This window comes from Algoriphagus marinus, assembly GCF_001936475.1.
Classification (GTDB): domain Bacteria; phylum Bacteroidota; class Bacteroidia; order Cytophagales; family Cyclobacteriaceae; genus Algoriphagus; species Algoriphagus marinus.
In genome coordinates this window covers 38228-61606 of the sequence record NZ_MSPQ01000013.1, presented here as the reverse complement: position 1 = coordinate 61606, position 23379 = coordinate 38228, and the positions used below count along the sequence as shown (strand labels likewise).

At 38.0% G+C, this 23379-nt stretch carries 21 protein-coding genes; 12 read left to right on the top strand and 9 right to left on the bottom strand.

Annotated elements, in window-relative coordinates; translation table 11 throughout:
• Window positions 1-15: 15 nt before the first annotated feature.
• The 7 genes from BVC88_RS17715 to BVC88_RS17685 form a co-directional block, all read right to left on the bottom strand.
• Window positions 16-1206: a hypothetical protein gene (locus tag BVC88_RS17715; RefSeq protein ID WP_075352059.1), complete on the bottom strand. Its 1191-nt coding sequence runs from the start codon at window positions 1204-1206 to the stop codon at window positions 16-18.
• Complete coding sequence (locus BVC88_RS17710) at window positions 1203-2033, bottom strand: type 1 glutamine amidotransferase (RefSeq protein ID WP_317044979.1); 831 nt, start codon at window positions 2031-2033, stop codon at window positions 1203-1205. Before BVC88_RS17710 ends, BVC88_RS17715 begins: the two co-directional genes overlap by 4 nt.
• Before the next feature lie 42 nt (window positions 2034-2075).
• Window positions 2076-3194, bottom strand: a complete 1119-nt coding sequence (locus BVC88_RS17705) for a carboxylate-amine ligase (RefSeq protein ID WP_217694771.1) — start codon at window positions 3192-3194, stop codon at window positions 2076-2078.
• A gap of 19 nt (window positions 3195-3213) precedes the next feature.
• Window positions 3214-4170, bottom strand: a complete 957-nt coding sequence (locus tag BVC88_RS17700) for an ATP-grasp domain-containing protein (RefSeq protein WP_075352058.1) — start codon at window positions 4168-4170, stop codon at window positions 3214-3216.
• 21 nt (window positions 4171-4191) lie between these two features.
• Window positions 4192-4905: an esterase family protein gene (locus BVC88_RS17695; protein WP_075352135.1), complete on the bottom strand. Its 714-nt coding sequence runs from the start codon at window positions 4903-4905 to the stop codon at window positions 4192-4194.
• A 111-nt stretch (window positions 4906-5016) separates the two neighbouring features.
• Entirely contained in the window at window positions 5017-5520 is a 504-nt protein-coding gene (locus tag BVC88_RS17690) for a hypothetical protein (protein WP_139316599.1), read from the bottom strand.
• A gap of 139 nt (window positions 5521-5659) precedes the next feature.
• A complete protein-coding gene (locus BVC88_RS17685) occupies window positions 5660-6169 on the bottom strand; it encodes a gamma carbonic anhydrase family protein (RefSeq protein WP_075352056.1) in 510 nt (169 codons plus the stop codon).
• Window positions 6170-6296: 127 nt separating this feature from the next.
• Between BVC88_RS17685 and BVC88_RS17680 the strand changes: the two genes are divergently transcribed.
• The 8 genes from BVC88_RS17680 to BVC88_RS17645 all read left to right on the top strand — a co-directional run bounded on the left by BVC88_RS17680 (window position 6297) and on the right by BVC88_RS17645 (window position 13828).
• Complete coding sequence (locus BVC88_RS17680; protein ID WP_075352055.1) at window positions 6297-7022, top strand: YceI family protein; 726 nt, start codon at window positions 6297-6299, stop codon at window positions 7020-7022.
• Window positions 7023-7153: 131 nt separating this feature from the next.
• Window positions 7154-8269 (top strand): DNA polymerase IV, encoded by a 1116-nt coding sequence (gene dinB / locus BVC88_RS17675; RefSeq protein WP_075352054.1) that lies wholly within the window; start codon window positions 7154-7156, stop codon window positions 8267-8269.
• Between the two features lie 73 nt (window positions 8270-8342).
• Window positions 8343-9821 carry a tRNA (N6-isopentenyl adenosine(37)-C2)-methylthiotransferase MiaB gene (gene miaB / locus BVC88_RS17670; protein WP_075352053.1) on the top strand — a complete coding sequence of 493 codons (1479 nt, stop codon included), beginning with the start codon at window positions 8343-8345 and terminating at the stop codon, window positions 9819-9821.
• Window positions 9818-11110, top strand: coding sequence for a sigma-54 interaction domain-containing protein (locus BVC88_RS17665; RefSeq protein WP_075352052.1), 1293 nt, complete (start codon window positions 9818-9820; stop codon window positions 11108-11110). The genes miaB and BVC88_RS17665 overlap by 4 nt, the downstream gene beginning before the upstream one ends.
• Window positions 11094-11633, top strand: a complete 540-nt coding sequence (gene lptE, locus BVC88_RS17660) for an LPS assembly lipoprotein LptE (protein WP_075352051.1) — start codon at window positions 11094-11096, stop codon at window positions 11631-11633. The genes BVC88_RS17665 and lptE overlap by 17 nt, the downstream gene beginning before the upstream one ends.
• A 30-nt stretch (window positions 11634-11663) precedes the next feature.
• Window positions 11664-12410: a hypothetical protein gene (locus tag BVC88_RS17655; protein WP_075352050.1), complete on the top strand. Its 747-nt coding sequence runs from the start codon at window positions 11664-11666 to the stop codon at window positions 12408-12410.
• An 11-nt stretch (window positions 12411-12421) separates the two neighbouring features.
• The gene (gene secG / locus BVC88_RS17650) at window positions 12422-12781 is read left to right on the top strand and encodes a preprotein translocase subunit SecG (RefSeq protein WP_075352049.1); all 360 of its coding nucleotides are present in this window, start codon (window positions 12422-12424) and stop codon (window positions 12779-12781) included.
• Between the two features lie 117 nt (window positions 12782-12898).
• Window positions 12899-13828 (top strand): sterol desaturase family protein, encoded by a 930-nt coding sequence (locus tag BVC88_RS17645; protein WP_075352048.1) that lies wholly within the window; start codon window positions 12899-12901, stop codon window positions 13826-13828.
• 4 nt (window positions 13829-13832) lie between these two features.
• On the opposite strand, the gene BVC88_RS17640 is transcribed toward BVC88_RS17645, so the two are convergent.
• Window positions 13833-14540 (bottom strand): hypothetical protein, encoded by a 708-nt coding sequence (locus BVC88_RS17640; protein ID WP_075352047.1) that lies wholly within the window; start codon window positions 14538-14540, stop codon window positions 13833-13835.
• Window positions 14541-14755: 215 nt separating this feature from the next.
• Between BVC88_RS17640 and BVC88_RS17635 the strand changes: the two genes are divergently transcribed.
• The 4 genes from BVC88_RS17635 to BVC88_RS17620 all read left to right on the top strand — a co-directional run bounded on the left by BVC88_RS17635 (window position 14756) and on the right by BVC88_RS17620 (window position 22252).
• Entirely contained in the window at window positions 14756-15034 is a 279-nt protein-coding gene (locus BVC88_RS17635; protein ID WP_075352046.1) for a co-chaperone GroES, read from the top strand.
• Between the two features lie 37 nt (window positions 15035-15071).
• On the top strand, window positions 15072-16700 hold the full coding sequence (gene groL, locus BVC88_RS17630) for a chaperonin GroEL (RefSeq protein WP_075352045.1): 1629 nt from the start codon (window positions 15072-15074) through the stop codon (window positions 16698-16700).
• A gap of 171 nt (window positions 16701-16871) precedes the next feature.
• The gene (locus BVC88_RS17625) at window positions 16872-17255 is read left to right on the top strand and encodes a response regulator (protein ID WP_075352134.1); all 384 of its coding nucleotides are present in this window, start codon (window positions 16872-16874) and stop codon (window positions 17253-17255) included.
• Window positions 17256-17698: 443 nt separating this feature from the next.
• A complete protein-coding gene (locus BVC88_RS17620; protein ID WP_075352044.1) occupies window positions 17699-22252 on the top strand; it encodes a T9SS type A sorting domain-containing protein in 4554 nt (1517 codons plus the stop codon).
• Here the strand turns inward: BVC88_RS17620 and BVC88_RS17615 are convergent.
• Entirely contained in the window at window positions 22249-23379 is a 1131-nt protein-coding gene (locus BVC88_RS17615) for a serine hydrolase domain-containing protein (protein ID WP_245803675.1), read from the bottom strand. The genes BVC88_RS17620 and BVC88_RS17615 overlap by 4 nt on opposite strands.

Here is a 23379-nt window from a genome sequence, read left to right as displayed (position 1 = left end):
TAAAGCGCTCTTTTTTTATTTCTCAAACAGTCCAATCGACCCTCCTACCCAGTCTTTGTCCTTATTGAATTTCACACCGATCATCTCACCTCTACTGAGCCTGACAAGGTTGCATACAAAGGTAGGTTTGATGTCTTCTTCGGGCCAAAGTGCTAGAATCCTAACTTCCACTTTTACTTTACCATCGGGCGAATGGATAACAGGCTCATAATGAACCTTCTTTTGAAGAATATAGAGATCTTTTTGAGTAACTTTTGCAATATCCCCTGGAGTAACATTAAAAACCACACCGGAACCCGAGAATGAAAAAAGAGGCTTCAAAACGTAATTTTCAAGATCATTAGGAATTTGCTCCAACTCACTTAACAGTGTCGTCTCAATAAAATATTTCCCTTCGAGATATGGGAGAATATACTTAGAAATTCTTGTGTACCAGTTTGGATGACCAGCCCATTCCACTTCGAGTTCATCCTGAAAACTAAATTGGAGTTTAAGATCCTTTCTCAAGTCTAATTCGTCAAAAATAACACGGTTATAAATTCGCTTCACTTGAATTTTTTGACCATTCTCGTCGAGATAAAAAAGTTTCTTATTTTCCTTTATCAGCTCAGTCACACAAACTAAAGGAATACCTAAATCTTTTTTACAGTAATAAAAATCGATTTTCGTATTCTGCTTTTCGGGTTCAATTTCCAAAAGAATCACTTCAGAAGGATGGTATCCCTTTAGAATTACTTTTCTAAGCAGATCAAGATAGTTTTCTTCAGAGATTCCTTCAAAAAAAGGCGTCATATCCTTCAAAAAAGGATAATGTGCTTTTAATTTTTTGAAAAGATTTTCCTGAAAATTGAAAATGGAGGGAAATCCTTGAACTTCGATAAGTTTAGGAATTAGTTCGCCATTTTCAGAACAAATCCCGAAATCGATTGCCAAAAATTGGGTATGTGCGTCCTCATTGGGAACGTTGGTATTCAAATCAATAGCCCGCTGGGTTATTGATTTGAAGTCCTTCCTCCTTATAAAATCAACAACTTGATGGCTTGCCTCAATTAATTGATCTCTAAGCTCAGAAGGAATAAAAAATGGGGTTTCAGCAATTCTAAAAGTAGGCAAATAATCAAAATCAGATGCGATATCCTTTAGAAGGGATTGATACCTTTCATTGGTAAACTCACTATTGAATTTATCTCTTCTTGCGCTGATCATACTAGATTTAGAAGTTGAGATTTTTTGACCCTCTGGATAGAATTTTCCAGAAAGTTAGGTATCAGGGTTTCATTGGTTTTGAAAATCTTATCCTCGTCAACCAAGTGCTCAATCATCGCTCTAAATTTTGCTTTTCCCTTGGAAGCAATAATTTTCTCTTTAACCTCCGTCTTTTTCAAATGATTTAAGAAGCTTATTGGGTCTGCTTCTGGATGAAACTGAGTGCCTACCATTTCATCTGAAAATCGAATAGCCATAATTGCCCGTTCGTATTGAACATGGTCTCGGATTTTCTCGAGAGCTAAGATTTTTGCGCCAAGCACTTTAAACTTTTTGTGGTCAGGTTGAACCACTTGATAATCTCTGGAATCTACAGCCCAGAAGGGATTATCTAGATTTTGAAGCATTCTGTCTTGCTTTCCTTCGGCTGTTTTGTGAACAGACATTACTCCGAAAGAGGTGGATTTTCGCTTGGTCAATTGCCCCAAACCAAAATGCTTACAGGCCATTTGAAAAGAATGACAAATTAAAAGTATATACTTTTTATGATTATGGTTTTGATTCCAGATCCAGATTTGATCTAAAAAATCAAAATACTTCAAATCCCAATTCCCGTCACCTTCCAATGGATTACCTGGACCTCCAGTCGAAATATAAATATCAAAATCTTGGACATCAGGAAGTTCTGATTCCCCCCTTACATCAAATACTTTATAATTAAGTTGACTTTCAAATCTTCCGATAATATCTTTTATACAGCGCATGCCTTGATTCGGCTCGCCATCATACATATCTAATATCGCCAGATTTAATTTCTTCTTTCCCACTTCGCTTGTCGGTTTATTTTTGTGCAAAAGTAATATCTGGGATTATATCCCTTGATTAAACTTTGAAGTAATTAAGTCAACCACTTTTGTCAAATCACCAGTTTTTTCAAAAACTGCCAATTGTTGATCCGCACCAGTTCCATTTTTGAAAATTTGATGGACATAGTCGATTTCATTTCTACTGCCTAATTCATCAACTACATCATCAATGAAATCAAGAAGCTCGAAGATTAACTCGGGGGTCGGCACTTCTATTTTCTTACCAAAGTCAATCAATTTACCTTCTATACCATTTCGAGCAGCTCTGAACTTATTTTCCCGAATCAAGGCAATTCGATAAATATTGAAACTGGTATTACTCATCAGGAGCTTGTACAGTTTAGCCACAACCGCCTGAATGATAGCTACGATACAAATTGTCTCATCAACAGTCAGGCACATATCACAAATTCGAAATTCGATCGTACTGAAGAACGGGTGAATTCTTAAGTCCCACCAGATTTTTTTTGGATTATCGATGCAATTTGTCTTAACTAAAGTCTCCAAATAATTGTCATACGATTGTACCGAATCAAAATATTCAGGTAAGCCAGTTCTAGGAAATTTTGCGAAAATTTTGGCTCTAAATGCTTTGAAGCCTGTATTTCTACCTTCCCAAAAGGGTGAATTGGTCGTCAGTGCATAAATATGAGGAAGAAAATAACAAGCCTGATTCATCAACTGAAGTGCAGTATCTCTATTATCTATACCCACGTGGACATGCAGGCCAAAAATCAAGTTTGATCTGGCAATGTCTTTCAATTCGTCAACAATATTATGATAACGAGGATCATCCGTAATCTCCTGATCTTGCCATCTCGAGAAAGGATGCGTGCTAGCAGCACCTACCAACAGTCCTTGATTACCGGCTAATTCTGAAATCTTATTTCTCAGAAAAGAAACTTCTCTCCGCGCTTCCGCAACATTTTGGCAAATATTAGTCCCTACTTCAACAACAGATTGATGCATTTCTGCCTTGACTTGCTCATGAAGGGATATCTTACCACCCTCCACGATTTTTGACATGTGAGATCTAAGATCTCTGGTAACAGGATCAATAATTTGATACTCCTCCTCCACTCCAAGGGTAAATTGCGGAAGTTTCTTCAAAAGTGCAGTCATGGTTTCTTTAGGGATAAGATTAAAATCTTTTGGAATCAGCGATTGAGTCACGCATGAAGGTTCCCCAAGTTAAATTCGTTTTTCCGGGTTTCTGAGCCTTAGCGTAGCTGATTGCCATTTTGGCTGCTTCTTCTACTACCCAGTCAAAGTTTTCCTGTCCAACAGAATTCACATCTGCATCAGGCGCTGGATTTCCAAAATCGATCGCATACGGAATGCCGTCTTTCACCGCAAATTCAACGGTATTGAAATCATACCCTAATCCCTTGCATAGACGAATAGTATAATCTTTGATAGTAGCAAGAAGCTTTTTAGAGGAAGGTGGACGATCTACCACATAGCGAAGATGATGTGGATTTCGAGGCTCATAAGGCATGATTTTGACAGCCTTGCCCCCTAGACAATAAACTCTAAAATACTCCTCAAAAACAATTTCTTCCTGCAGTAACATCACCAGCTGCCCAGTTTGGGGGTGTGTCTTGAAAAACTCTTCTTTATCCTCAAGTCGATAAACGTTCTTCCAACCTCCACCAGCATAAGGCTTCATGTAGGCTGGAAAACCTACATATTCAAAGATTCCTTCCCAATCTAAAGGAGCTTTTAAATTTCTAAATGATTTGGAAGTCGTATCATCCGGATGCTTTGCTGAAGGCAAAATCACAGTTTTCGGAAGAGGAACTCCGAGCTGGTCAGCTAGAGCATTATTGAAAAATTTATCATCAGCACTCCACCAAAATGGATTGTTGATAACTGCCGTACCAGTCAATGCTGCATTTTTCAAATATGCTCTGTAGAAAGGTACATCCTGAGAGATTCGGTCGATGATTACTGCATATTCAGAAAGTTTATTCTGAATAACCTTATCAATCTGAACAGCCTCGGCAATTATGCCTTTTTCAGCCTTCTGATTTACCCGGTCTATAAATGCTTGGGGAAATGTATCCTCCATGCCAAAAAGTATTCCAATTTTTTTCATAATAAATTGATATTTAATCGATTAATTAAATTTTATTCTACTTAAATAATGTGGAAACATTTCTTTCCAGACCGGCCAATCATGGTTTTTATTTTGTCGCACGTCCAACCAGTGCCCGACCTCTTTAGATTTCAAAGTTTCGTGTAATTTCAGATTTGCATCGAAGCAGATATCCCAGTTGGAAGTTCCCAAAACGATATCCATTTTCCAAAGCTCCTGATCATTTAATCCAGGAAGATATTCCAAAGGACTGTTGTAATAAATATCATCATGCTGATAGCCGTTCATAAAATCACGAATATCAAATGCTCCTGACATACTGAAGCAATGGCTTACATAGCCTGGATGTCTAAAAGCAAAATTCACGGCATGATACCCTCCAAAACTACATCCTGCCACTACCACTTTTGCAACTGAAGTGTTCAGACGAATTCGCTCTACAATCTCATGACAAATCATTTTATCATATGCGACGTGGTTCTGAATTCGTTGATGAGGATGAATATTTTTGTTGTAAAAACTATCAGCATCGTTACTTTCAGGACAATAAATCTGGATTAAACCCTGCTCAATATACCATCTGGCTGATTCTATTAATCCCATGTCACGGTTCTCATGAAAAGAGCCCTTTGAGGTGGGAAAAACCACTACCGGATAACCGGCATGGCCAAAACGAAGCATTTGAACATCCCGCTGAAGATGAGGGGAAAACCATTTGAAATACTCCTCTTTCATAAGAATATTGGGTGTAGTTATTAGTACCGTTGAATTAGGCATCAAAGGTCTTACTATTTTGCTTTAAAGCCAAAGAAGATAAGAAATACCTCCAATGATTCAATGGGTTTCCTAAAGCAAGCCCTGTCTTTCATGTGAAAAAATCTTTTTCAAAGCTCCTATCAGACTCAAGGCGACCATAATGCCCACAAAGACCCATTTTGTACTCGTGAAAAATGAGGCCCCAAACCCTAAAAAGGAAGAATAGTCAGGGAAAATTTGAATCATACTGTAAATCATTAAATTCTCAAAAAAATCAAAAACTAATACACCAACACAAACTAGTCGGACTTGAGAACCTTTCCATAAAAAATTAAAAAGCTGAATAAACAGAAGGGTATAAATTAACATATAAGGAATATCAAAAATCAAAAGACATTTTATATAATCTTTCCTCATCTCTTCCCCCATGATATCAAGCGCTTGATAAGCTTCGGAAGCAGAATAAGCAAATTTCAAATCCAATACCAAACTCGGAGGCATGGTTTGCTTCAACATCATGTTGAAAAAAATAAAAAGGCAAACTAATAAAACAATACTTCGCCCGCTTAAATTTAAACTAGAATTCTTAGCCATGATTTTACTCAAAAAATTATATAAAAAATTAAAATATTATTATTACAAATTTACTCGAAAAATCCTGTAATAAAAATGAAATGCAATAAAAAGCCTATACTGAACAAAAAACATAGTTCGAAAGTGTTTTTTTTACTTTCTACTCAAACCAAGTAGCATACATAGGATAATTTTTTGCAGTTCGAGAAATCACTTCCTCCATCTCTGGGCCGATCTCCTTCACCCTTTTTGCGGGCATCCCTGCATAAATGGAATTCGATTCAACTACAGTGTTAGCAAGCACTACCGCTCCTGCCGCAATAATGGAATTCGAATGAATAATAGCACCATCCATCACGATCGCACCCATCCCTATTAACACTCGATCATGAATGGTGCAACCATGCACTACCGCATTGTGCGCTATAGAAACCTGATTACCTATATACGTTCCAGCCTTTTTAAAGGTGCAGTGAATCACAACCCCATCCTGAATATTTGTTTCATGCCCGATTCGGATTTCGTTGACATCGCCCCGGATGACGGCATTAAACCATATAGTACAATTCTCTCCTAACTGGACATCTCCTACTATGGTAGCATTAGGTGCAGTCCAACAAGAAGATGGAATTAATGGACTTATTCCATTTACAGGAAGTATACAGCTCATGGGTTAATTTTTTTAAGAGGTTTAAAAGGATTTATTCGAAATTAATTTTTTTTCATAATCAGGTGAACTTTTATTTCTGATTTCAGTTGTGTGTATATACATCTAATGTTTAAACCAATAAAAGCACATGAAACTAGTAAAACATTCAGGATTTTTCATTGCAATTGCAATGATATTATTCTCTTGCAACAAACCTGGAGAAACAGTTGAAACAAGTGAGGCGGAAGTCGCAGCAGAAGCAGTAGGTAAAGCCTTGACTATTGATACCAATGCCACTCAGATTGTCTGGAGAGGATATAAGCCTACTGGTCAGCATTTCGGTCAAATTCCTCCTATCGAAGGAAATCTTGCTGTAATGGGAAACGAAATCACTGGAGGTAAATTCACCTTCGATATCACAAGACTTACAGTTGAAGATATGGAAGAAGGTACTGAATTCCATGGTAAGCTATGGGGACACTTACAATCCGAAGATTTTTTTGATGCAGGAAATCACCCAACTGCTACATTTGAAATCACATCAGTAGAACCTTTTGCAGCTGGTGATATGGTCTCAGACATGGATCAATTTGAAACTGAAAATACACCAAAATCAGCCACTTCCCTTTCTCCTTCCAATCCTACACATTGGATTAGCGGAAATCTAACGATGAGAGGCACTACCAAAAACATTAAATTTCCTGCTACAGTAGCTATGGAAAACGGTGTGGTAACGGCAAAAGCAGGCTTCAATATTGATAGAACTAACTGGGGTTTATCTTATAATGACGAAGCAAATGCAGTTGATAAAGCTAAAGACCAATTTATCTACAATACTGTTTCACTTGAATTAGACGTGAAAGCTTCTGAATAAGAAATCATAACATGAATAGCGAAAGAGGGACCCATTGGGATCCCTCTTTTTTTTGATTCAAAAAGCTTTTAAAATTATGAAGAAGATTTAATTAGATTTGATTAAGCTGAAATCAACCATTTGAAGCACTGATGCAAAGTCTTGAACAAGCTTCCTCTAATCCAATCATTCATCCTACCAAGAAAATCATCCATGTGGACATGGATGCTTTTTATGCCTCGGTGGAGCAGTTGGACCATCCACATTGGCGAGGTAAGCCACTTGCCGTAGGAGGAAGTGAAGTTAGAGGAGTCATCGCTGCAGCAAGCTATGAGGCTAGAAAATTTGGAGTTTATTCTGCAATGTCCTCCGTACTAGCGGTCAAAAAATGTCCACAATTGATTTTTGCAAAACCTAGATTTGACCGGTATAAGGAAATTAGTCTTCAGATACGCGAGATTTTTTATGAATATACCGATCTGGTTGAGCCTCTTTCTCTTGATGAAGCATTTCTTGATGTAACCGAAAATAAAAAAGAGCTTAAATCTGCTATTTTAATTGCAAGGCAGATTCGAGAAAAAATTAAAGAAAAAACAGGTTTAAATGCATCTGCGGGAGTTTCTTACAATAAATTTTTAGCTAAAACTGCCTCTGATCTTAATAAACCCAATGGGCAAGCTGTGATCTTGCCGGAAGATGCAGAGGACTTTTTAGAAAAGCTCCCAATTGGTAAGTTCTTTGGAATAGGAAAAGTGACTGCTGAAAAAATGAAATCTCTCGGAATTCATAACGGGGCAGACCTGAAGCAATTTTCACTGCAGTTTCTTATTAAAAAGTTTGGCAAATCAGGCCTTCATTACTTTAATATCGTCCGGGGAATTCATCTCTCAGAAGTACAACCACATCGAATTCGCAAATCAATTAGCGCAGAAAACACTTTTAACCAAGATTTGATCGAGATTGAAGATTTGAAAAAAGCGCTGGCAGATATTGCAAATGAATTGATTCGAAGAGTGGAGAAAAGCGGAATAAATGGTCGGACGATTACTCTAAAAATTAAATTCTCAGATTTCACCCAGCAAACCAGAAGCCGGACAGTTGAGCAGTATCTACAGCAAAAGGAAATTCAAAACATCGCTTTAGAACTTTTGGAACAGGAAAAGATGCCTTTAGCCGTTCGCCTTTTAGGACTTGGTCTTTCGAACCTAAACATTACAGAGGAGCAGCAGTTTTTTGGTGAGCAGCTAAAAATACCATTTGAACAATAGCGAAATAAAACAGAAAAACCTCTGCCATTTTGTCGCATTTTGTTAATTTCGCCACTCGAATTTGTAATTCCCCATGAATAACTTAATAAAGGATATCGATATCATCTCAGCAGAAGAAGCACAAGCCTGTGACTACAAAACCACCGTTGATGAAGTTACCGGAAAAACCAAAAAACTTTACATTGAAAGCTATGGCTGCGCAATGAATTTCTCGGATTCTGAGATTGTCGCTTCCATCATGAAAGAAAATGGTTTTGATACGACTTCGGATTTTGAGCAGGCAGATGTGATTTTTCTCAATACTTGTTCAATTCGCGAAAAAGCAGAGCAAACTGTCCGAAAAAGATTGACTGTCTTCAACAAAGCAAAAAAGAAAAAGCCGGAAATGACAATAGGCGTTCTGGGCTGCATGGCTGAGCGCTTGAAAGAAAAATTACTTGAAGAAGAAAAGGTCGTGGATATAGTAGTAGGGCCAGATGCCTATCGAGACCTTCCCAACCTCATCAATATCGCTGAAGATGGTCAGAAAGCAGTCAATACTTTTCTTTCACGTGAAGAGACCTATGCTGATATCGCTCCTGTCAGACTCAATTCGAATGGTGTCTCCGCATTTATCTCAATCATGAGAGGATGCGATAATATGTGCTCCTTTTGTGTGGTTCCTTTTACCCGGGGAAGAGAGCGCAGTCGTGATCCACACTCAATCGTAGCTGAAGCTCAGGATCTTTTTGACAAAGGCTACAAAGAAGTGACGCTGCTAGGACAAAATGTGGATAGCTACAAATGGTCAGCGGAGGAAAACAACAAAGCAAGGTTGAATAAAAAGGAAGAGGAAATCAGTGAAGTGGTAACCTTTGCTCATCTTTTGGAAATGGTTGCAAAAGTAAATCCTATGCTTAGAGTGAGGTTTTCTACTTCTCACCCTAAAGACATCACTGATGATGTTTTATATACCATCAAAGCCTACGATAATATCTGTAATTACATCCACCTTCCGGTTCAAAGTGGCAATTCTAGGATTTTAGAAATGATGAACAGAACCTATGATCGGGAGTGGTATCTGGAGCGGGTAGCAAAAATCCGGGAAATCCTTGGGGAGGAATGTGGTATTTCATCAGATATGATCACTGGATTTTGTTCCGAGACAGAAGAGGAGCATCAAGATACTTTAAGCCTGATGGATCTGGTGAAATATGATTTCTCTTACATGTTCTACTATTCTGAACGCCCTGGGACTTTGGCCGCCAAAAAATTTGAAGATGATATCCCTTTGGAAATCAAAAAAAGGCGGCTTGCTGAGGTGATCACCAAGCAAAGTGAGCTTTCCCACAAGCGAAATAAACTTGACATAGGAAAAGAGCAAGTCATTCTTTTAGAAGGTACTTCCAAAAAATCTCAGGATGAATTAAAGGGTAGAAACTCCGCCAATAAAGTAGTAATCGTACCTAATGGAGATTATCAAAAAGGAGATTACCTCAAAGTACGGATCACAGATTGTACTACTGCAACCCTCTTTGGAGAAGTGTTGGAAATAAACCCTGCTTCACTATGATAACTCCTTCAGAAATACAAACTGTCAAGCAGCGATTTGGAATTATCGGTAATAGCCCTCAACTGAATCACGCCATCCAAGTGGCCATGCAGGCCGCTCCTACTGATATGACTGTGTTGATCACAGGTGAAAGTGGAAGCGGTAAAGAAAGTTTTTCCAAAATTATTCATTCGCTCAGCTTGCGGAAGCATGGTAAATTCATTGCAATCAATTGTGGTGCAATTCCTGAAGGAACGATTGATTCTGAGCTTTTTGGCCATGAAAAGGGTTCATTTACAGGTGCTCATGAGGCAAGAAAAGGCTATTTTGAGGTAACTGACGGTGGTTCTATCTTTCTCGATGAGGTTGGGGAAATGCCACTAGGTACACAAGCCCGTCTTCTTCGTGTCCTTGAAAATGGTGAATTCATCAAGGTGGGTTCGTCCAAAGTTCAAAAAACCAATGTTCGTGTCATCACCGCTACCAACGTCAATTTGTTAAAAGCGGTAGAAAAGGGGAAATTCCGGGAGGATCTTTATTATAGATTGAATACGGTACCCATTTTCGTCCCTCCACTAAGAGAGCGTGGAGAAGATATAGCATTGCTATTTCGGAAATTCACATCAGATTTTTCTGAAAAATACCATGTCAAGCCAATCTCTTTAGATAGAGAGGCACAACGGCTCCTAATTGGATATTCTTTTCCCGGCAATATTCGACAGTTGAAAAACCTTGCTGAACAAATCTCCCTTTTGGAAGAAGAGCGAGAAGTTGATGCAACTACTTTGGCAAAATATCTACCAAGAGAAAGTTCAAAACTACCGATGACTCTTTCAGGGATAGCATCAGGCAAGGAAAACACAGATTTTTCGGAACGAGATATTCTCTACAGAGTACTTTTTGATATGAAGCGAGATATGAATGATTTGAAAAAGCTCGTACTTGAGACTTACAATGCAAACGGCTTAAGCGCTAATATTATGCAGAAGCATCAGAGTTTGTTTGAAGATTTGGACCCGAGCTTTTCTTCAAAAGAAAATTCTGAATCTCCATCAAGTTTTTCAGTTCCGCTCGTTATTGATCCAAAGAAAAACGCTTCAGCAAATGACGAAGATTATCAGGATGAGGCAATTGAAGACATTCTCCATGAAGAAGATGACAGCTCGCTTTCCTTGGAGAAAAAAGAAAAGGAAATGATCTTGAGAGCTTTAAGTAAACATAACAATAAGCGAAAATACGCTGCAAGCGATTTAGGAATATCCGAAAGAACACTCTATCGAAAAATAAAGCAATATGAAATCGACCAGTAAATTTCTGATTCCTTGTTTGGGTTTGGTGTTTTTGCTTTTCCAAAGCTGCTCTGTCAAGTACAGCTTCACTGGAACAAATATTAATTACGAGTTGGTAAAGACCTTTTCGGTAGATAATTTTTTTAATGATTCGGGGGGAGGGCCAGCCAACATGGAACAACGATTCACAGAAGCTATCAAGGAATATTATCAGCGAAACACTTCTCTTGAATTAGTTCGAACCAACGGTGACCTTCAATTCTTGGGAGCAATCAATCGATACACTCTTACCCCACAAGCAGTAGTCTCTAGCGGAGACCCTAACCTACCCGATCGAGCAGGCCAAATGCGATTGACCATAGGGATAGAGGTAGAATATATCAACTTGTCTAATGAGGAAGAAAACTTAAAACGTTCATTTTCCTTTTTTCAAGATTATGACCCTCGGACTACCACGCTTTTGGATGTTGAAAACGAACTTGTAGATATTATTTTTGAAAATATAATTCAGGATATCTTTACAGCAACAGTAGCAAACTGGTAATTTTCTTAACTTGAAACAAAACAACACGAAGTGAACGGAGCCCAATTTTTAGAATTAATCCATCGGTCAGATACTTTAGAGAAAAACGAGGTATTGCAATTAAAAAAAGTGCAACAAAATTTCCCTTACTTCCAGATTGCACATGTTTTGGTCGCCCGCTATGAATTTTTGAAACATGGGAATGGAGGTACTCCATCTTTGTCAAATGCGGCAATTACCAGCCCGGATCGAATTTGGCTAAAATCAATTATTGAAAAAGAAATAAAAGAATCTCCAGTTTCCGAAAGAAAACTAACGAAGGAGGATCTTCTTCCGGAAAGCGAAACTGAAATACCAACAGCTTCCAAACGTACTGAGACCCTGGTCAAACTAGAGGCAAGTTTAAAGGAAAAACAGGTAGAGGAACAAAAAATCGATCCACTTCAACGAACTCGCCGAAAGGCTCCAAAAGATGATTTGATTGAAACCATCAGGAGAAAAGAGAAGAAAGAAATTCTAGACGAAAAGAAGAAAGAGCAAATTGATCTGATTAAAGCTTTTAGCAAGAAGTCGATCAAGATGGCTACGATCAAAGAAATAGAAGCCAACCAAAATACTGAGAACCTTGCTGCTTCCAGTACTCAAATCAATGATAAATTGATTTCCGAATCATTTGCTAAAATCCTTGCTAACCAGGGTAAGTCAAAAATGGCTGAAGAAATTTATCAGAAGTTGATATTGAAGTTTCCGGATAAAAGGACTTACTTTGCGGACTTAATTGAAAAACTGAAAGAATAACACCCAATCATATGTTTACTTTATTGATTACAATCATCCTTATTTTAGCTGTATTGCTTATTTTGGTTATCCTTGGACAAAACTCCAAAGGCGGAGTAGGTGCAGCATTCGGAGGAAGTGCCTCTCAAATTATGGGAGTAACCAGAACTGGAAACGTTTTGGAAAAGGCTACTTGGGTACTCGCTATTGCAATTCTTGCTTTATGCCTTGCAACTTCGGCTTTCTATACTGATCCACAATCTAATCAGTTCGCATCTCCAAACATTGAAAGTGCTAAACAGCAAGTAGTAGCTCCTGCTTTTGGTGAGACAGAAAATTTACTTCCTGCAACTACCGAAGAGACAATCCCGGATTCTACCTCAGAAAACTAATTGATATTTATCTAAAGAAATTGAAGCCTGCCCACTCCGAGCAGGCTTTTTTTATTTATCTTCGACACTCTTGAGTTTTTAGAATTTAATTAAAAAGGTCAATACAAGATTTCGTTTATGAATGATAAACCGCTTCTTCTAGAAGATTTGAATTTAGGTCCTAATCTTATTCTCTGGGCTGCACCACTTATGTTTCTACTCGTTTTTATTGAGTGGGGAATTTCCTGGCGCCAAAAAAAGGATGCCTACGATACTAAAGACTTTTTAGCTGCTTCCACCATCGGTCTGGTCAATGCAGGTATTAGTGCCCTGATTAAAGTGACCATTTTCGGCTCCGCTTTATTCTTTTACAATATTTCTCCTTTCAGGATACCAGCAACTTGGTGGTCATTTATTCTTTGCTTTTTCGCTGTGGATTTTGCAAGGTATTGGGCGCATCGAATTGCACACGAGCAGCGTTTTTGGTGGGCCACCCATATTACCCATCATAATTCCTCCAAATACAATCTGTCAGTATCATTTCGATTAAGTTGGACCCAACATATTAAGATTATCTTTTTCTTTCCAGTGATGTTTATGGGTTTCGATCCATTTGTGTTTTTCATTTGTCACCAAATCGCAGTGTTGTACCAATTTTGGATTCATACAGAGTACATTAAAAAACTACCAGCACCTATTGAATTTTTCTTTACTACGCCATCACATCATCGAGTTCACCATGCTAGTGATGCACACTATTTGGATAAGAATTACGGTTCCACATTTATAATTTGGGATCGAATGTTCGGAACATTCATGCCAGAAGCAGAGCGGCCGACTTATGGCATCACAAAACCGGTTACTTCATACAATCCCATATACTTGGTATTCCACGAATGGGTAGATATCTTCAAAGATTTGGCAAAAGCCAAAAACTTTAAAGAATGTTGGCAAATTCTATTTGGAAAACCTGGCGATGATGTAATTGCAAAAAGGGAGCGCGCCACTCAACAAAAAGAATTACAAACTACCCTATCTGAAGCTAAAGCTGAGGAAGTTACAGTATAATTTCTTAAGAAACTGCTTTCAAAAGCAGCCTTTTTCCTATTGGGATAAGTGTTTGCTCAATGGGTAAATTTTGCCTGGAGTGAAGTCTCCAAGTAGCTGGATTTGGCAATTCCTTAATCTCCTTAACCAATTCCATTTTAATTCGCTCAAAGGTATTGGTAATTGATTTTGTAAAATATCTAATCATCCAAATAGCAATACTTCTGAATTTCTCTCCGGCATATTGCAGAAGGTCAGATTTATATCGAAAGGCATAAATATCTGAACTATACTCTTGAGACAAAAGGATAAAACCTTCCCGATTATAAATAGGCAAAATTCCTACAGGGTCAAATTCAATTTGTTCTTCAACAAAATCGTAAATAGCCATACCGTCTTCAATCTTAGAAGCAAAGCGCGATAAAGCAAAATCATTGATTTTACTTAATTCTTCCATCAAAGAATCTTCTTTAATTTTATTGGAATAGTTTAAGGAAAACTGCTTAAAATCAATTGAGTCCAACTGCTTTGGAAAAAGCTTTGAGAGTTCCAATTTTCCCGACTTGATTTCATCCGCTACTCGGTGATGATCGATCAGATCACTCAACATCGGATAAAGTTTTATATTTTTAAATTCTCTGTTTGCTTCCTTCAGATATGCCAAAAGCTGATACTTTTTGTATTCAAAATCAATCAGACCTTCCGTCATCCAGTTTTTCGATAGTGTTTTCATGCTTTTTCACTTTAGGAATAATTTAAACATTTCTGACATTTTTTACGACAGCAAGAGAAAAATTGGCAGATTTTATCGCTTTTTATGACTTAAGAATCATTTAATGATTAGCGAATCTCAGCCGATTTGTCAGCATTTGATAGATATTCCCCCTTGGCACAAGAACTGCTATTAGGCACATGCATTTTAATCTAAACTTTAAACAATTTCATACTATGTCAAACGTAAAAATCAAACCTCTTGCTGACAGAGTTTTGGTACAACCAGCCGAAGCAGAAGTAAAAACAGCTTCTGGACTCTATATCCCTGATTCGGCTAAAGAAAAGCCTCAGAAAGGAACAGTAGTAGCAGTCGGTAATGGCAAAAAAGATGAGCCATTGACTGTAAAAGTTGGTGACACGGTACTTTACGGTAAGTATTCAGGCACTGAACTAAGTGTAGAAGGAAATGAATACCTGATCATGAGAGAATCTGACATTTTTGCGATTCTTTAATCAATCAAACTCAATCATTAACTAAAAAATTATAAAAATGGCTAAAGAACTATTTTTCGACACAGATGCTAGAGATCGCCTTAAAAAAGGTGTTGATGCATTAGCTGATGCGGTAAAAGTAACATTAGGACCTAAGGGTAGAAATGTAATCATAGATAAGAAGTTTGGCGCTCCTACCATTACCAAAGATGGTGTATCCGTAGCTAAGGAGATCGAATTGACAGAACCGATCGAGAACATGGGCGCACAGCTTGTGAAAGAAGTTGCTTCAAAAACTGCAGACAATGCAGGTGATGGAACAACTACTGCTACCGTTCTAGCTCAATCTATCTTCAACGTAGGTATCAAAAACGTTGCGGCTGGCGCAAACCCAATGGATCTTAAGAGAGGTATTGACAAAGCTGTAGCTGCGGTCGTTGCTCGACTTAGAGAAAATTCCAAAGGAATTTCTACTTCAAAAGAAATCGCTCAAGTTGCCACAGTATCTGCTAACAACGATGAGGAAATCGGTAAAATGATTTCTGATGCAATGGATAAAGTGGGTAAAGACGGTGTAATCACTGTAGAAGAAGCGAAAGGAACTGAAACTGAAGTGAAAACTGTAGAAGGTATGCAGTTTGACAGAGGCTACCTTTCACCATACTTCGTGACCAATACTGAGAAAATGGAGGCAGAACTTGATCAGCCTTATGTATTGATCTACGACAAGAAGATTTCTTCAATGAAAGAATTACTTCCTGTACTTGAGCCAGTTGCTCAGACTGGTAAGCCTCTTTTGATCATTGCTGAAGATGTGGATGGCGAGGCACTTGCTACCTTGGTAGTGAATAAAATCAGAGGTGCTCTCAAAGTTGCTGCTGTAAAAGCTCCAGGTTTTGGAGATAGAAGAAAGGCAATGTTGGAAGACATCGCAATCTTGACTGGTGGTACTGTAATCTCTGAAGAGAGAGGATTCAAATTAGAGAACGCTACTCCAGACATGCTTGGAAGAGCTGAGAAGATCAATATCGATAAAGATAATTCTACAATTGTAAATGGTGCCGGTGATGCTGGCGCAATCAAAGGTAGAATCGCTGAGATTAAAGCTCAAATCGATAAGACTACTTCAGACTACGATAGAGAGAAACTTCAAGAAAGACTTGCAAAACTTTCTGGTGGAGTAGCCATCCTTTACATAGGAGCTGCGACAGAAGTTGAAATGAAAGAAAAGAAAGACCGAGTAGATGATGCATTACATGCTACTAGAGCTGCGGTTCAAGAAGGTGTAGTAGTTGGAGGTGGAGTTGCTCTTGTAAGAGCTGCTGATGCTCTTGCTACACTAAAAGGACTTAATGAAGATGAGGATACCGGTATCAATATCGTGAGACAGGCTATTGAATCTCCATTAAGAACAATCGTATCAAATGCAGGTGGTGAACCATCAGTAGTGATCAACAAAATCAGAGAAAACAAAGGCAACTACGGTTACAATGCTAGAACAGATGTTTACGAAGATCTATTCAAAGCTGGTGTAATTGATCCTACCAAAGTTACTCGCCTAGCTCTAGAAAATGCCGCTTCTATCGCTGCACTTCTATTGACTACCGAGTGTGTGGTTGCAGATAAGAAAGATGACTCTCCTGCTATGCCTCCTATGGGCGGCGGAGGAATGGGCGGAATGATGTAATCATAGCCCTCAAGAATCAAAGGAGACTCTATGAGTCTCCTTTTTTGTTTTGTAGAAAATTTAAAAGCTACCTAATTAAGTCAAAAAGCCAATTAAAATTTTTAATTCAATTAGGAATAATTGTATTTTGCCAGAGCAAAAAAATATTTTTGTGAAACCTTGACTATCCCAATGATCCAATTTGACACCATTTTTCTAGTGGATGATGATCCTATAAATAACCTTATTAATAAACGGTTATTGGGGAAATTTGGAATTTCTGAAAATATACATGAGTTTCTTGAAGCGGAGGATGCCCTTACAGAATTAAGCAAACTGCCAGAAGATCAGATAGTTGTTATTTTTCTGGATTTAAATATGCCTGTTTTAAACGGCTGGGAATTCCTTGATAAATATATTGAACTCTTTCAAGAGCGAAACGACAAAATCATAATTCTATCCAGTTCTATTGATTTCCTAGATCGTCAAAAGGCAAAACTATATGAGTTGGTTTCAGGCTTTTTAGAAAAACCATTAACGATGGATAAAATTTCTTTGACCTTCAAGAATTATTAGCCCTCAATGTTTTTTGACTCAGGACACGTTTCCGTGATGTAATTTCAGAATTTCGCTACTGAAACACACAATAGCTCATTAAACAATCCAAAATTGAATTTTATTAAAATTAGTGCCTCTTTTGTTGTGAAAGACTAGAATAGATTTAAATAAAATTTACTTTAGTTATAACTATATTCAAAAAGCATTATAAATCATATTTAGTACAATTTTATATATACAAAATAAATATTATAGGTTTATTCAAAATATAAAAATCAAAAAACTCGAAAGTGATTTAAATTAAGTATCATACAGATGATAGTTTTTGCTTTAAAAGGAATTAACCCATAATTGTTTTTAATAAAAAAGTAAGTCTCTTTACTGTTTTTTTTTAAAACCTTGAATTTTAATTTGACTAATTAGCATTACATTTGTTAATCCTTACATAATAATCTTTTGTTTTGTCAAGATTAATTCTAATTGGTTTATTTTTATTATTCCAACAAGTTTGTTTTGGACAAACGTGGATTGGCGTAACTAGCACCAACTGGAATACTGCATCAAATTGGAGCCCTGCCAACGTACCCGGGACTAATAGTGATGTAATTATCAATAATCCCACAGCCCCAAATCAACCAATCTTACCAGGTAATATTTCCATAAGAGATTTAACAATAACTAACGGAGCATTATCTCTTTCTGGTTTTACTTTGACGGTAACTAGGAACGGAACTATTTCAGGTGGTTCTATTTCCAATGGCACATTGAATGTAAGAGACTATAATGCACTCCAAAACACAACTTTCAATGGAAACATAACTCTAATTAAAACAGGCTCGAATAATGATGATACAGCCGGAGGGAATATTTACAATGGTCCTACAACAATTAGAAACAATGACAACAGTAGATGGAGGCATGCTAATTTGAATGGTGACACCTTCAATTCCACTGTTACTTTTATTAAAGCATCCAGCGGAGATTTACAAATTGCATTTAACGGATCAACAATTTTTAACGGTCAAGTAACCATCAATAACTTAAATGGAGGAGGAACTTTAAGTATAGGCTTGGGATCTGGTACAAGTACTCTTAATGCTGGAGGATTAATTACCTCGAGTTTTGCGCTGGGAAATTTAGATATTCGGAATTTAACTCAAACTACAAATACTCCAAATGGTACTTTCAGCCCTACCTTATTTACGATAGGCAATTCAACATTACTTGGAAATTTCAACCTTACTGCCGCAAATGGAATCACTGTTTTAGGAAATAATCGGTTTTGTACTGGGGCTGGATCCCTTTGTACTATTGTAAAGAATGGTGGTGGAAATAATGATTGGGTTGGTGGAAATACTTTTGGTACAGTTTCGATTACTAACAATTCTAATTCAAGATTAAGATTGGCAAATTCGGGAGGTGGAGATACTTTTAACTCATCTTCCACCTTCACCAATACTGGAACTAATTTTCTTGGAATTGCTTTTTCGGGAACAAATACATTTGCTCAGCAAATTACCATCAATAACTCCAATGCAAATGGAGAGGTCCGATTTGGTGAAGGAGGAGGAACATCAACTTTAGCAACTGGTGGCGTTGTGACTTCTGGATTCTCAGTAGGTACTCTTCTGGAATTCAATAATTTCACTCAAGTTCAAAATTCTCCCAATGGTAATTTTGGAGTTACTACATTTACTTCAATAAACTCTTCCTTTCAAGGAGACTTTGGGGTTACCGCAACAACTATCAACTTTACCCAAGCGAATACTTTTGCCAGAAACGGAACCTTCACGGCAGCAAATATCAACATGACCCAAGCAGGGAATTCTTTTGCGACAGCTGGTGGGTCAGTAACTTTTACAAAAACCGGAGGAGGTACTAATCAATGGAACGGAGGAAATACTTTTGGTATCGTAACAGTGATAAATAACTCTAACTTACTATTTAGGCTAGGAGCAAACACTGGTGATACCTTTAATTCAACAAGTACCTTTACTAATACAGGGACCAACTTTCTAGGAATAGCATTCAGAGGTACCAATACTTTTGCACAACAAATTACTATCAATAACTCCAGTGCAAATGGTGAGGTCCGATTTGGGGAAGGAGGAGGAACATCAACTTTAGCGACAGGAGGAGTTGTAACTTCAGGTTTTTCTGTAGGAAACATTCTTGAATTCAACAATTTCATTCAAGTTCAAAACTCCCCTAACGGTAATTTTGGAGTTACTACATTTACTTCAATAAACTCTTCATTTCAAGGCAGCATAGGGGTAAATGCCACTACCTTCACTTCAGATAACTCCGTTTTCCAAAGAGACATTACAGTCACTGCAACCACCATTAATTTTACGCGAGCTAACACTTTTGCACGCAATGGAACATTCACTGCTACAAATTTCACACAAACAATAGCAGGAAGTTCATTTGCAACAGCTGGAGGAGCTGTCACTTTTACCAAAAATGGCGGCGCTGCCAACACATGGTATGGCGGTAACACGTTTGGCACGTTCACTTTTATCAATAATTCTAATTCTACTTTAAGATTAGCTAATAATGTAGGTGATACTTTCATTTCAACTAGTGTATTCTCAAACAATGGGACAAATTTTATTGACATCGCATATCGAGGAGCCAATACTTTTGCTCAACAGATTTCACTGAACAATTCCAATGCTGCCGGAAGTATTCGTTTTGGGGAAGTCACTGCTTCCTCTACTTCTAACTTGATAACGGGTGGGATTGTGACAAGTGGGTTTACCACCGGCGCCTTACTGGAATTTAATAATTTCACGCAATCTCAAAATGCCCCTAACGGCAGTTTTGCTGTTACCACTTTTACTTCAGCGAGTTCATCGTTTCAGGGAGACTTTGAGGTTACTGCAACAACTATCAACTTCACCCAAGCGAATACTTTTGCCAGAAACGGAACCTTCACTGCAGCAAACATCAACATGACCCAAGCGGGGAATTCTTTTGCGACAGCGGGTGGGTCAGTTACTTTTACTAAAACCGGAGGAGGTACTAATCAATGGAATGGTGGAAATACTTTTGGGATTGTAACTGTGATAAACAACTCTAACACAATCCTTAGGTTAGGGACAAATGCTGGTGACACCTTTAATTCAACTAGTACTTTCACTAATACTGGGACCAACTTTCTAGGAATCGCCTATCGTGGAACCAATACTTTTGCACAACAAATTACTATCAATAACTCCAATGCAAATGGTGAGGTCCGATTTGGGGAAGGAGGAGGAACATCAACTTTAGCGACAGGAGGGGTTGTAACTTCAGGCTTTTCTGTGGGAAACATTCTTGAATTCAACAATTTTACTCAAGTTCAAAATTCCCCTAACGGTAATTTTGGAGTTACTACATTTACTTCAGTAAACTCTTCCTTTCAAGGAGACTTTGGGGTTACTGCAACAACTATCAACTTTACTCAAGCGAATACTTTTGCCAGAAATGGAACCTTCACTGCGGCAAACATCAACATGACCCAAGCGGGAAATTCTTTTGCGACTACTTCTGGAACTGCTAATTTTACAAAGACTGGAGGAGCTGCAAATAATTGGTTTGGAGGAAATAGCTTTGGGACAACAATTATTACAAATAACTCTAACTCAAACCTTAGACTAGCAAATAATAACGGAGATACTTTTAACAGGAACGCAACATTTATAAAATCAGGTTCAGGAAATATTGAACCGGCTTACAATGGAATAACCAGTTTTAGAGGGAACATTTCTACCGTGGGAAGTAATGCCAGTATATTCTTTGCGGAAGGAAATGGAACAGTACTCATAGATGGAAATACTTCCCAATTATGGGAAGGAAACTTAGCGCAACCCCCAATTGCAGAGTTGGTTCAAATGAATACTTCAGGAACACTAACTCTAAATGTCCCTTTACAAATAGATCAATCTCTTACCTTTAGCAGTGGCTTTATTAATACCACGAATACCAATACTCTTACATTTATAGATAATGCAACATCTGTTGGCGCATCTGATGTCAGCTATGTAGACGGACCTGTAACAAAAATCGGGAATGATAATTTCGAATTCCCCATTGGAAAAAGTGGATCCTACGCACCATCTACAGTTGGAGGAGGAGGAGGCACATCGGATTCATACAGTTCAGAGTACTTCGCTATTGCTCCGGTAAATATTCCAACTGATACTGTCGGAAAAGATCCAACGATTGGACTAATGAATCAATCCGAACATTGGAGTTTCACTCGGAATACAGGTACTGTTGCCCGGTCCTTAGCTTTGAGTTATAATTCAACACGTACATCACCTATTATAGATCATACCGAACTCCTCCTGATTAATTGGGATGGTTCAGCTTGGAAGGATTTAGGAGGGACAGTATCCGGAAGTGCTACTTCAGGAACTGTAACAAGAGGTTCAAATTCAACATTTGGACTTCTCTCAATCGCTAGTTCATTTAGGATATTGCCAATTGAATTATTGGAATTTAAAGCAGAAGAGACTTCAGATAAAAATATCAAAGTAATCTGGGTCACAGCTACCGAAAAAAACAATGCGTTTTTTACTTTGGAAAAATCTTTTGATGGCAAAACCTGGGAAACTATTGCCCTAATTCCAGGATCTGGTAATTCTTTGGAGCAGAGAACCTATGACTTTATAGATAAAGATGTTCGTTATGGTCGCCAGTTCTATAGATTAACTCAAACTGATTTCGATGGTCGATTTGAAACTTTTCAGGTTATAGGAATCAGTTTAATTGAAGATCAAAGTATTTCCCCTGTGTATACTGTGTATCCTAATCCGAGTACAGGCAGATTCACTCTTCAAGGCGAAAGCATGAACCTTGATAAAACTGCATTAGAAATCTTTGACTTAAACGGTAATCTAGTTTTAAAGAATTCCGATATGAAAAATAAGAGACAGGAGTTTGATTTGTCTTCCTTACCTAAAGGAATTTATGTTTTGAAACTTTTCTCTCTCCAGGGATTGGTTACCAAAAAGCTGATCATCCATTAATTCCCTAGCACCGGATTCAATCGCTCCCAAATATCCCTGATCAGAAGAAAAGGCACGAGAGAATTATCTCCAGATCCACCCATTCTCACAATTACAATCCCTTCAGAAGGAACCACCATCAGAAACTGACCGTTTTTTCCCATGGCCTGATACATATCTGCTGGACCTTGAGGAATAAGCATTCCTGGAAAAACAGTTTGACTTTGAGGGAGCATATAGGAAGATTTACCATTTAGCCAAGTGAGGTAACCGTAGGCTCGATTTATATCAGTCGAACTTTCTGAAAGTGCATCAAAATATTTGCTTGACCAGATTTTATCTCCGTTCCAGTTTCCTTTTGCCTGGAGAAGTAAACCAAATCTAGCAAATGACCTCGCATTGCTAAAAAAGACATTATTAAAACCTGACTTTTGCCAAAATCCAGCCATGCCTATTCTATTCCCAATCTGTTCTTCAAAATAAGTTTGATAGCTCTTGCCTGATGCATTTTCCACTACTTTTTCCAAAAGAGTATATGGTGCGTTATGATAGCTCCAGCGTTGTCCGGGTTCAGCTAGGTAAGTAAGACTTGCTGGGTCAGTATTATCCAAATTTACATTTTGGTCATTAAGACCTGTTGTCATCGTCAGTTGATGAATAATCTTAATTTCCTGCTCCTGGTCATTGGACATTGCTGTCCAACCCTCCCCTAAATAATCTTGAGTTCTATCGGATATTTTGAGCAATTTTTGCTCTTCTGCGATTCCCACCAGAGCAGCAGTAAGAGTTTTTCCAGCTGATGCCCAATACCAAAAAGAATCTTGAGTCATTTCTCCTAACCCCGTCAAATTATCCCCCCAATATTCTTCCACAACTATTTTACCATCTTTCAAAATAATAAATGCCCGGGTATCCTGAGTTGGCAGCCAGGCCAAAAGCTCAGCTAGCTTAACAGCGTCCCAACCTAGTTCATTTAAGGGCTGGGATTCCCAGGACTTAGAATCATTTGGAGGAAAGTATAAATTTTGATTTTGGGGTTTCTGTGCCTCGGCACAGGAAAAAATTAAAAAGACCCAACCGAATAAACCCAAAATTTTCACTTTATGAACCATAAATTTTTTAGGATACGCTCGGTTGGGCTTTCTCAT

What these genes read in the sequence shown, in the direction of transcription:
- BVC88_RS17635 (WP_075352046.1), top strand. Translation starts at nt 14,756, where the DNA reads ATGTCAAACGTAAAAATCAAACCTCTTGCTGACAGAGTTTTGGTACAA.
- BVC88_RS17680 (WP_075352055.1), top strand. Translation starts at nt 6,297, where the DNA reads ATGAAACTAGTAAAACATTCAGGATTTTTCATTGCAATTGCAATGATA.
- BVC88_RS17625 (WP_075352134.1), top strand. Translation starts at nt 16,872, where the DNA reads ATGATCCAATTTGACACCATTTTTCTAGTGGATGATGATCCTATAAAT.
- BVC88_RS17645 (WP_075352048.1), top strand. Translation starts at nt 12,899, where the DNA reads ATGAATGATAAACCGCTTCTTCTAGAAGATTTGAATTTAGGTCCTAAT.
- BVC88_RS17700 (WP_075352058.1), bottom strand. Translation starts at nt 4,170, where the DNA reads ATGAAAAAAATTGGAATACTTTTTGGCATGGAGGATACATTTCCCCAA.
- miaB (WP_075352053.1), top strand. Translation starts at nt 8,343, where the DNA reads ATGAATAACTTAATAAAGGATATCGATATCATCTCAGCAGAAGAAGCA.
- BVC88_RS17705 (WP_217694771.1), bottom strand. Translation starts at nt 3,194, where the DNA reads ATGACTGCACTTTTGAAGAAACTTCCGCAATTTACCCTTGGAGTGGAG.
- secG (WP_075352049.1), top strand. Translation starts at nt 12,422, where the DNA reads ATGTTTACTTTATTGATTACAATCATCCTTATTTTAGCTGTATTGCTT.
- BVC88_RS17715 (WP_075352059.1), bottom strand. Translation starts at nt 1,206, where the DNA reads ATGATCAGCGCAAGAAGAGATAAATTCAATAGTGAGTTTACCAATGAA.
- lptE (WP_075352051.1), top strand. Translation starts at nt 11,094, where the DNA reads ATGAAATCGACCAGTAAATTTCTGATTCCTTGTTTGGGTTTGGTGTTT.
- BVC88_RS17640 (WP_075352047.1), bottom strand. Translation starts at nt 14,540, where the DNA reads ATGAAAACACTATCGAAAAACTGGATGACGGAAGGTCTGATTGATTTT.
- dinB (WP_075352054.1), top strand. Translation starts at nt 7,154, where the DNA reads ATGCAAAGTCTTGAACAAGCTTCCTCTAATCCAATCATTCATCCTACC.
- BVC88_RS17685 (WP_075352056.1), bottom strand. Translation starts at nt 6,169, where the DNA reads ATGAGCTGTATACTTCCTGTAAATGGAATAAGTCCATTAATTCCATCT.
- BVC88_RS17615 (WP_245803675.1), bottom strand. Translation starts at nt 23,379, where the DNA reads ATGAGAAAGCCCAACCGAGCGTATCCTAAAAAATTTATGGTTCATAAA.
- BVC88_RS17690 (WP_139316599.1), bottom strand. Translation starts at nt 5,520, where the DNA reads ATGGCTAAGAATTCTAGTTTAAATTTAAGCGGGCGAAGTATTGTTTTA.
- BVC88_RS17695 (WP_075352135.1), bottom strand. Translation starts at nt 4,905, where the DNA reads ATGAAAGAGGAGTATTTCAAATGGTTTTCCCCTCATCTTCAGCGGGAT.
- BVC88_RS17665 (WP_075352052.1), top strand. Translation starts at nt 9,818, where the DNA reads ATGATAACTCCTTCAGAAATACAAACTGTCAAGCAGCGATTTGGAATT.
- groL (WP_075352045.1), top strand. Translation starts at nt 15,072, where the DNA reads ATGGCTAAAGAACTATTTTTCGACACAGATGCTAGAGATCGCCTTAAA.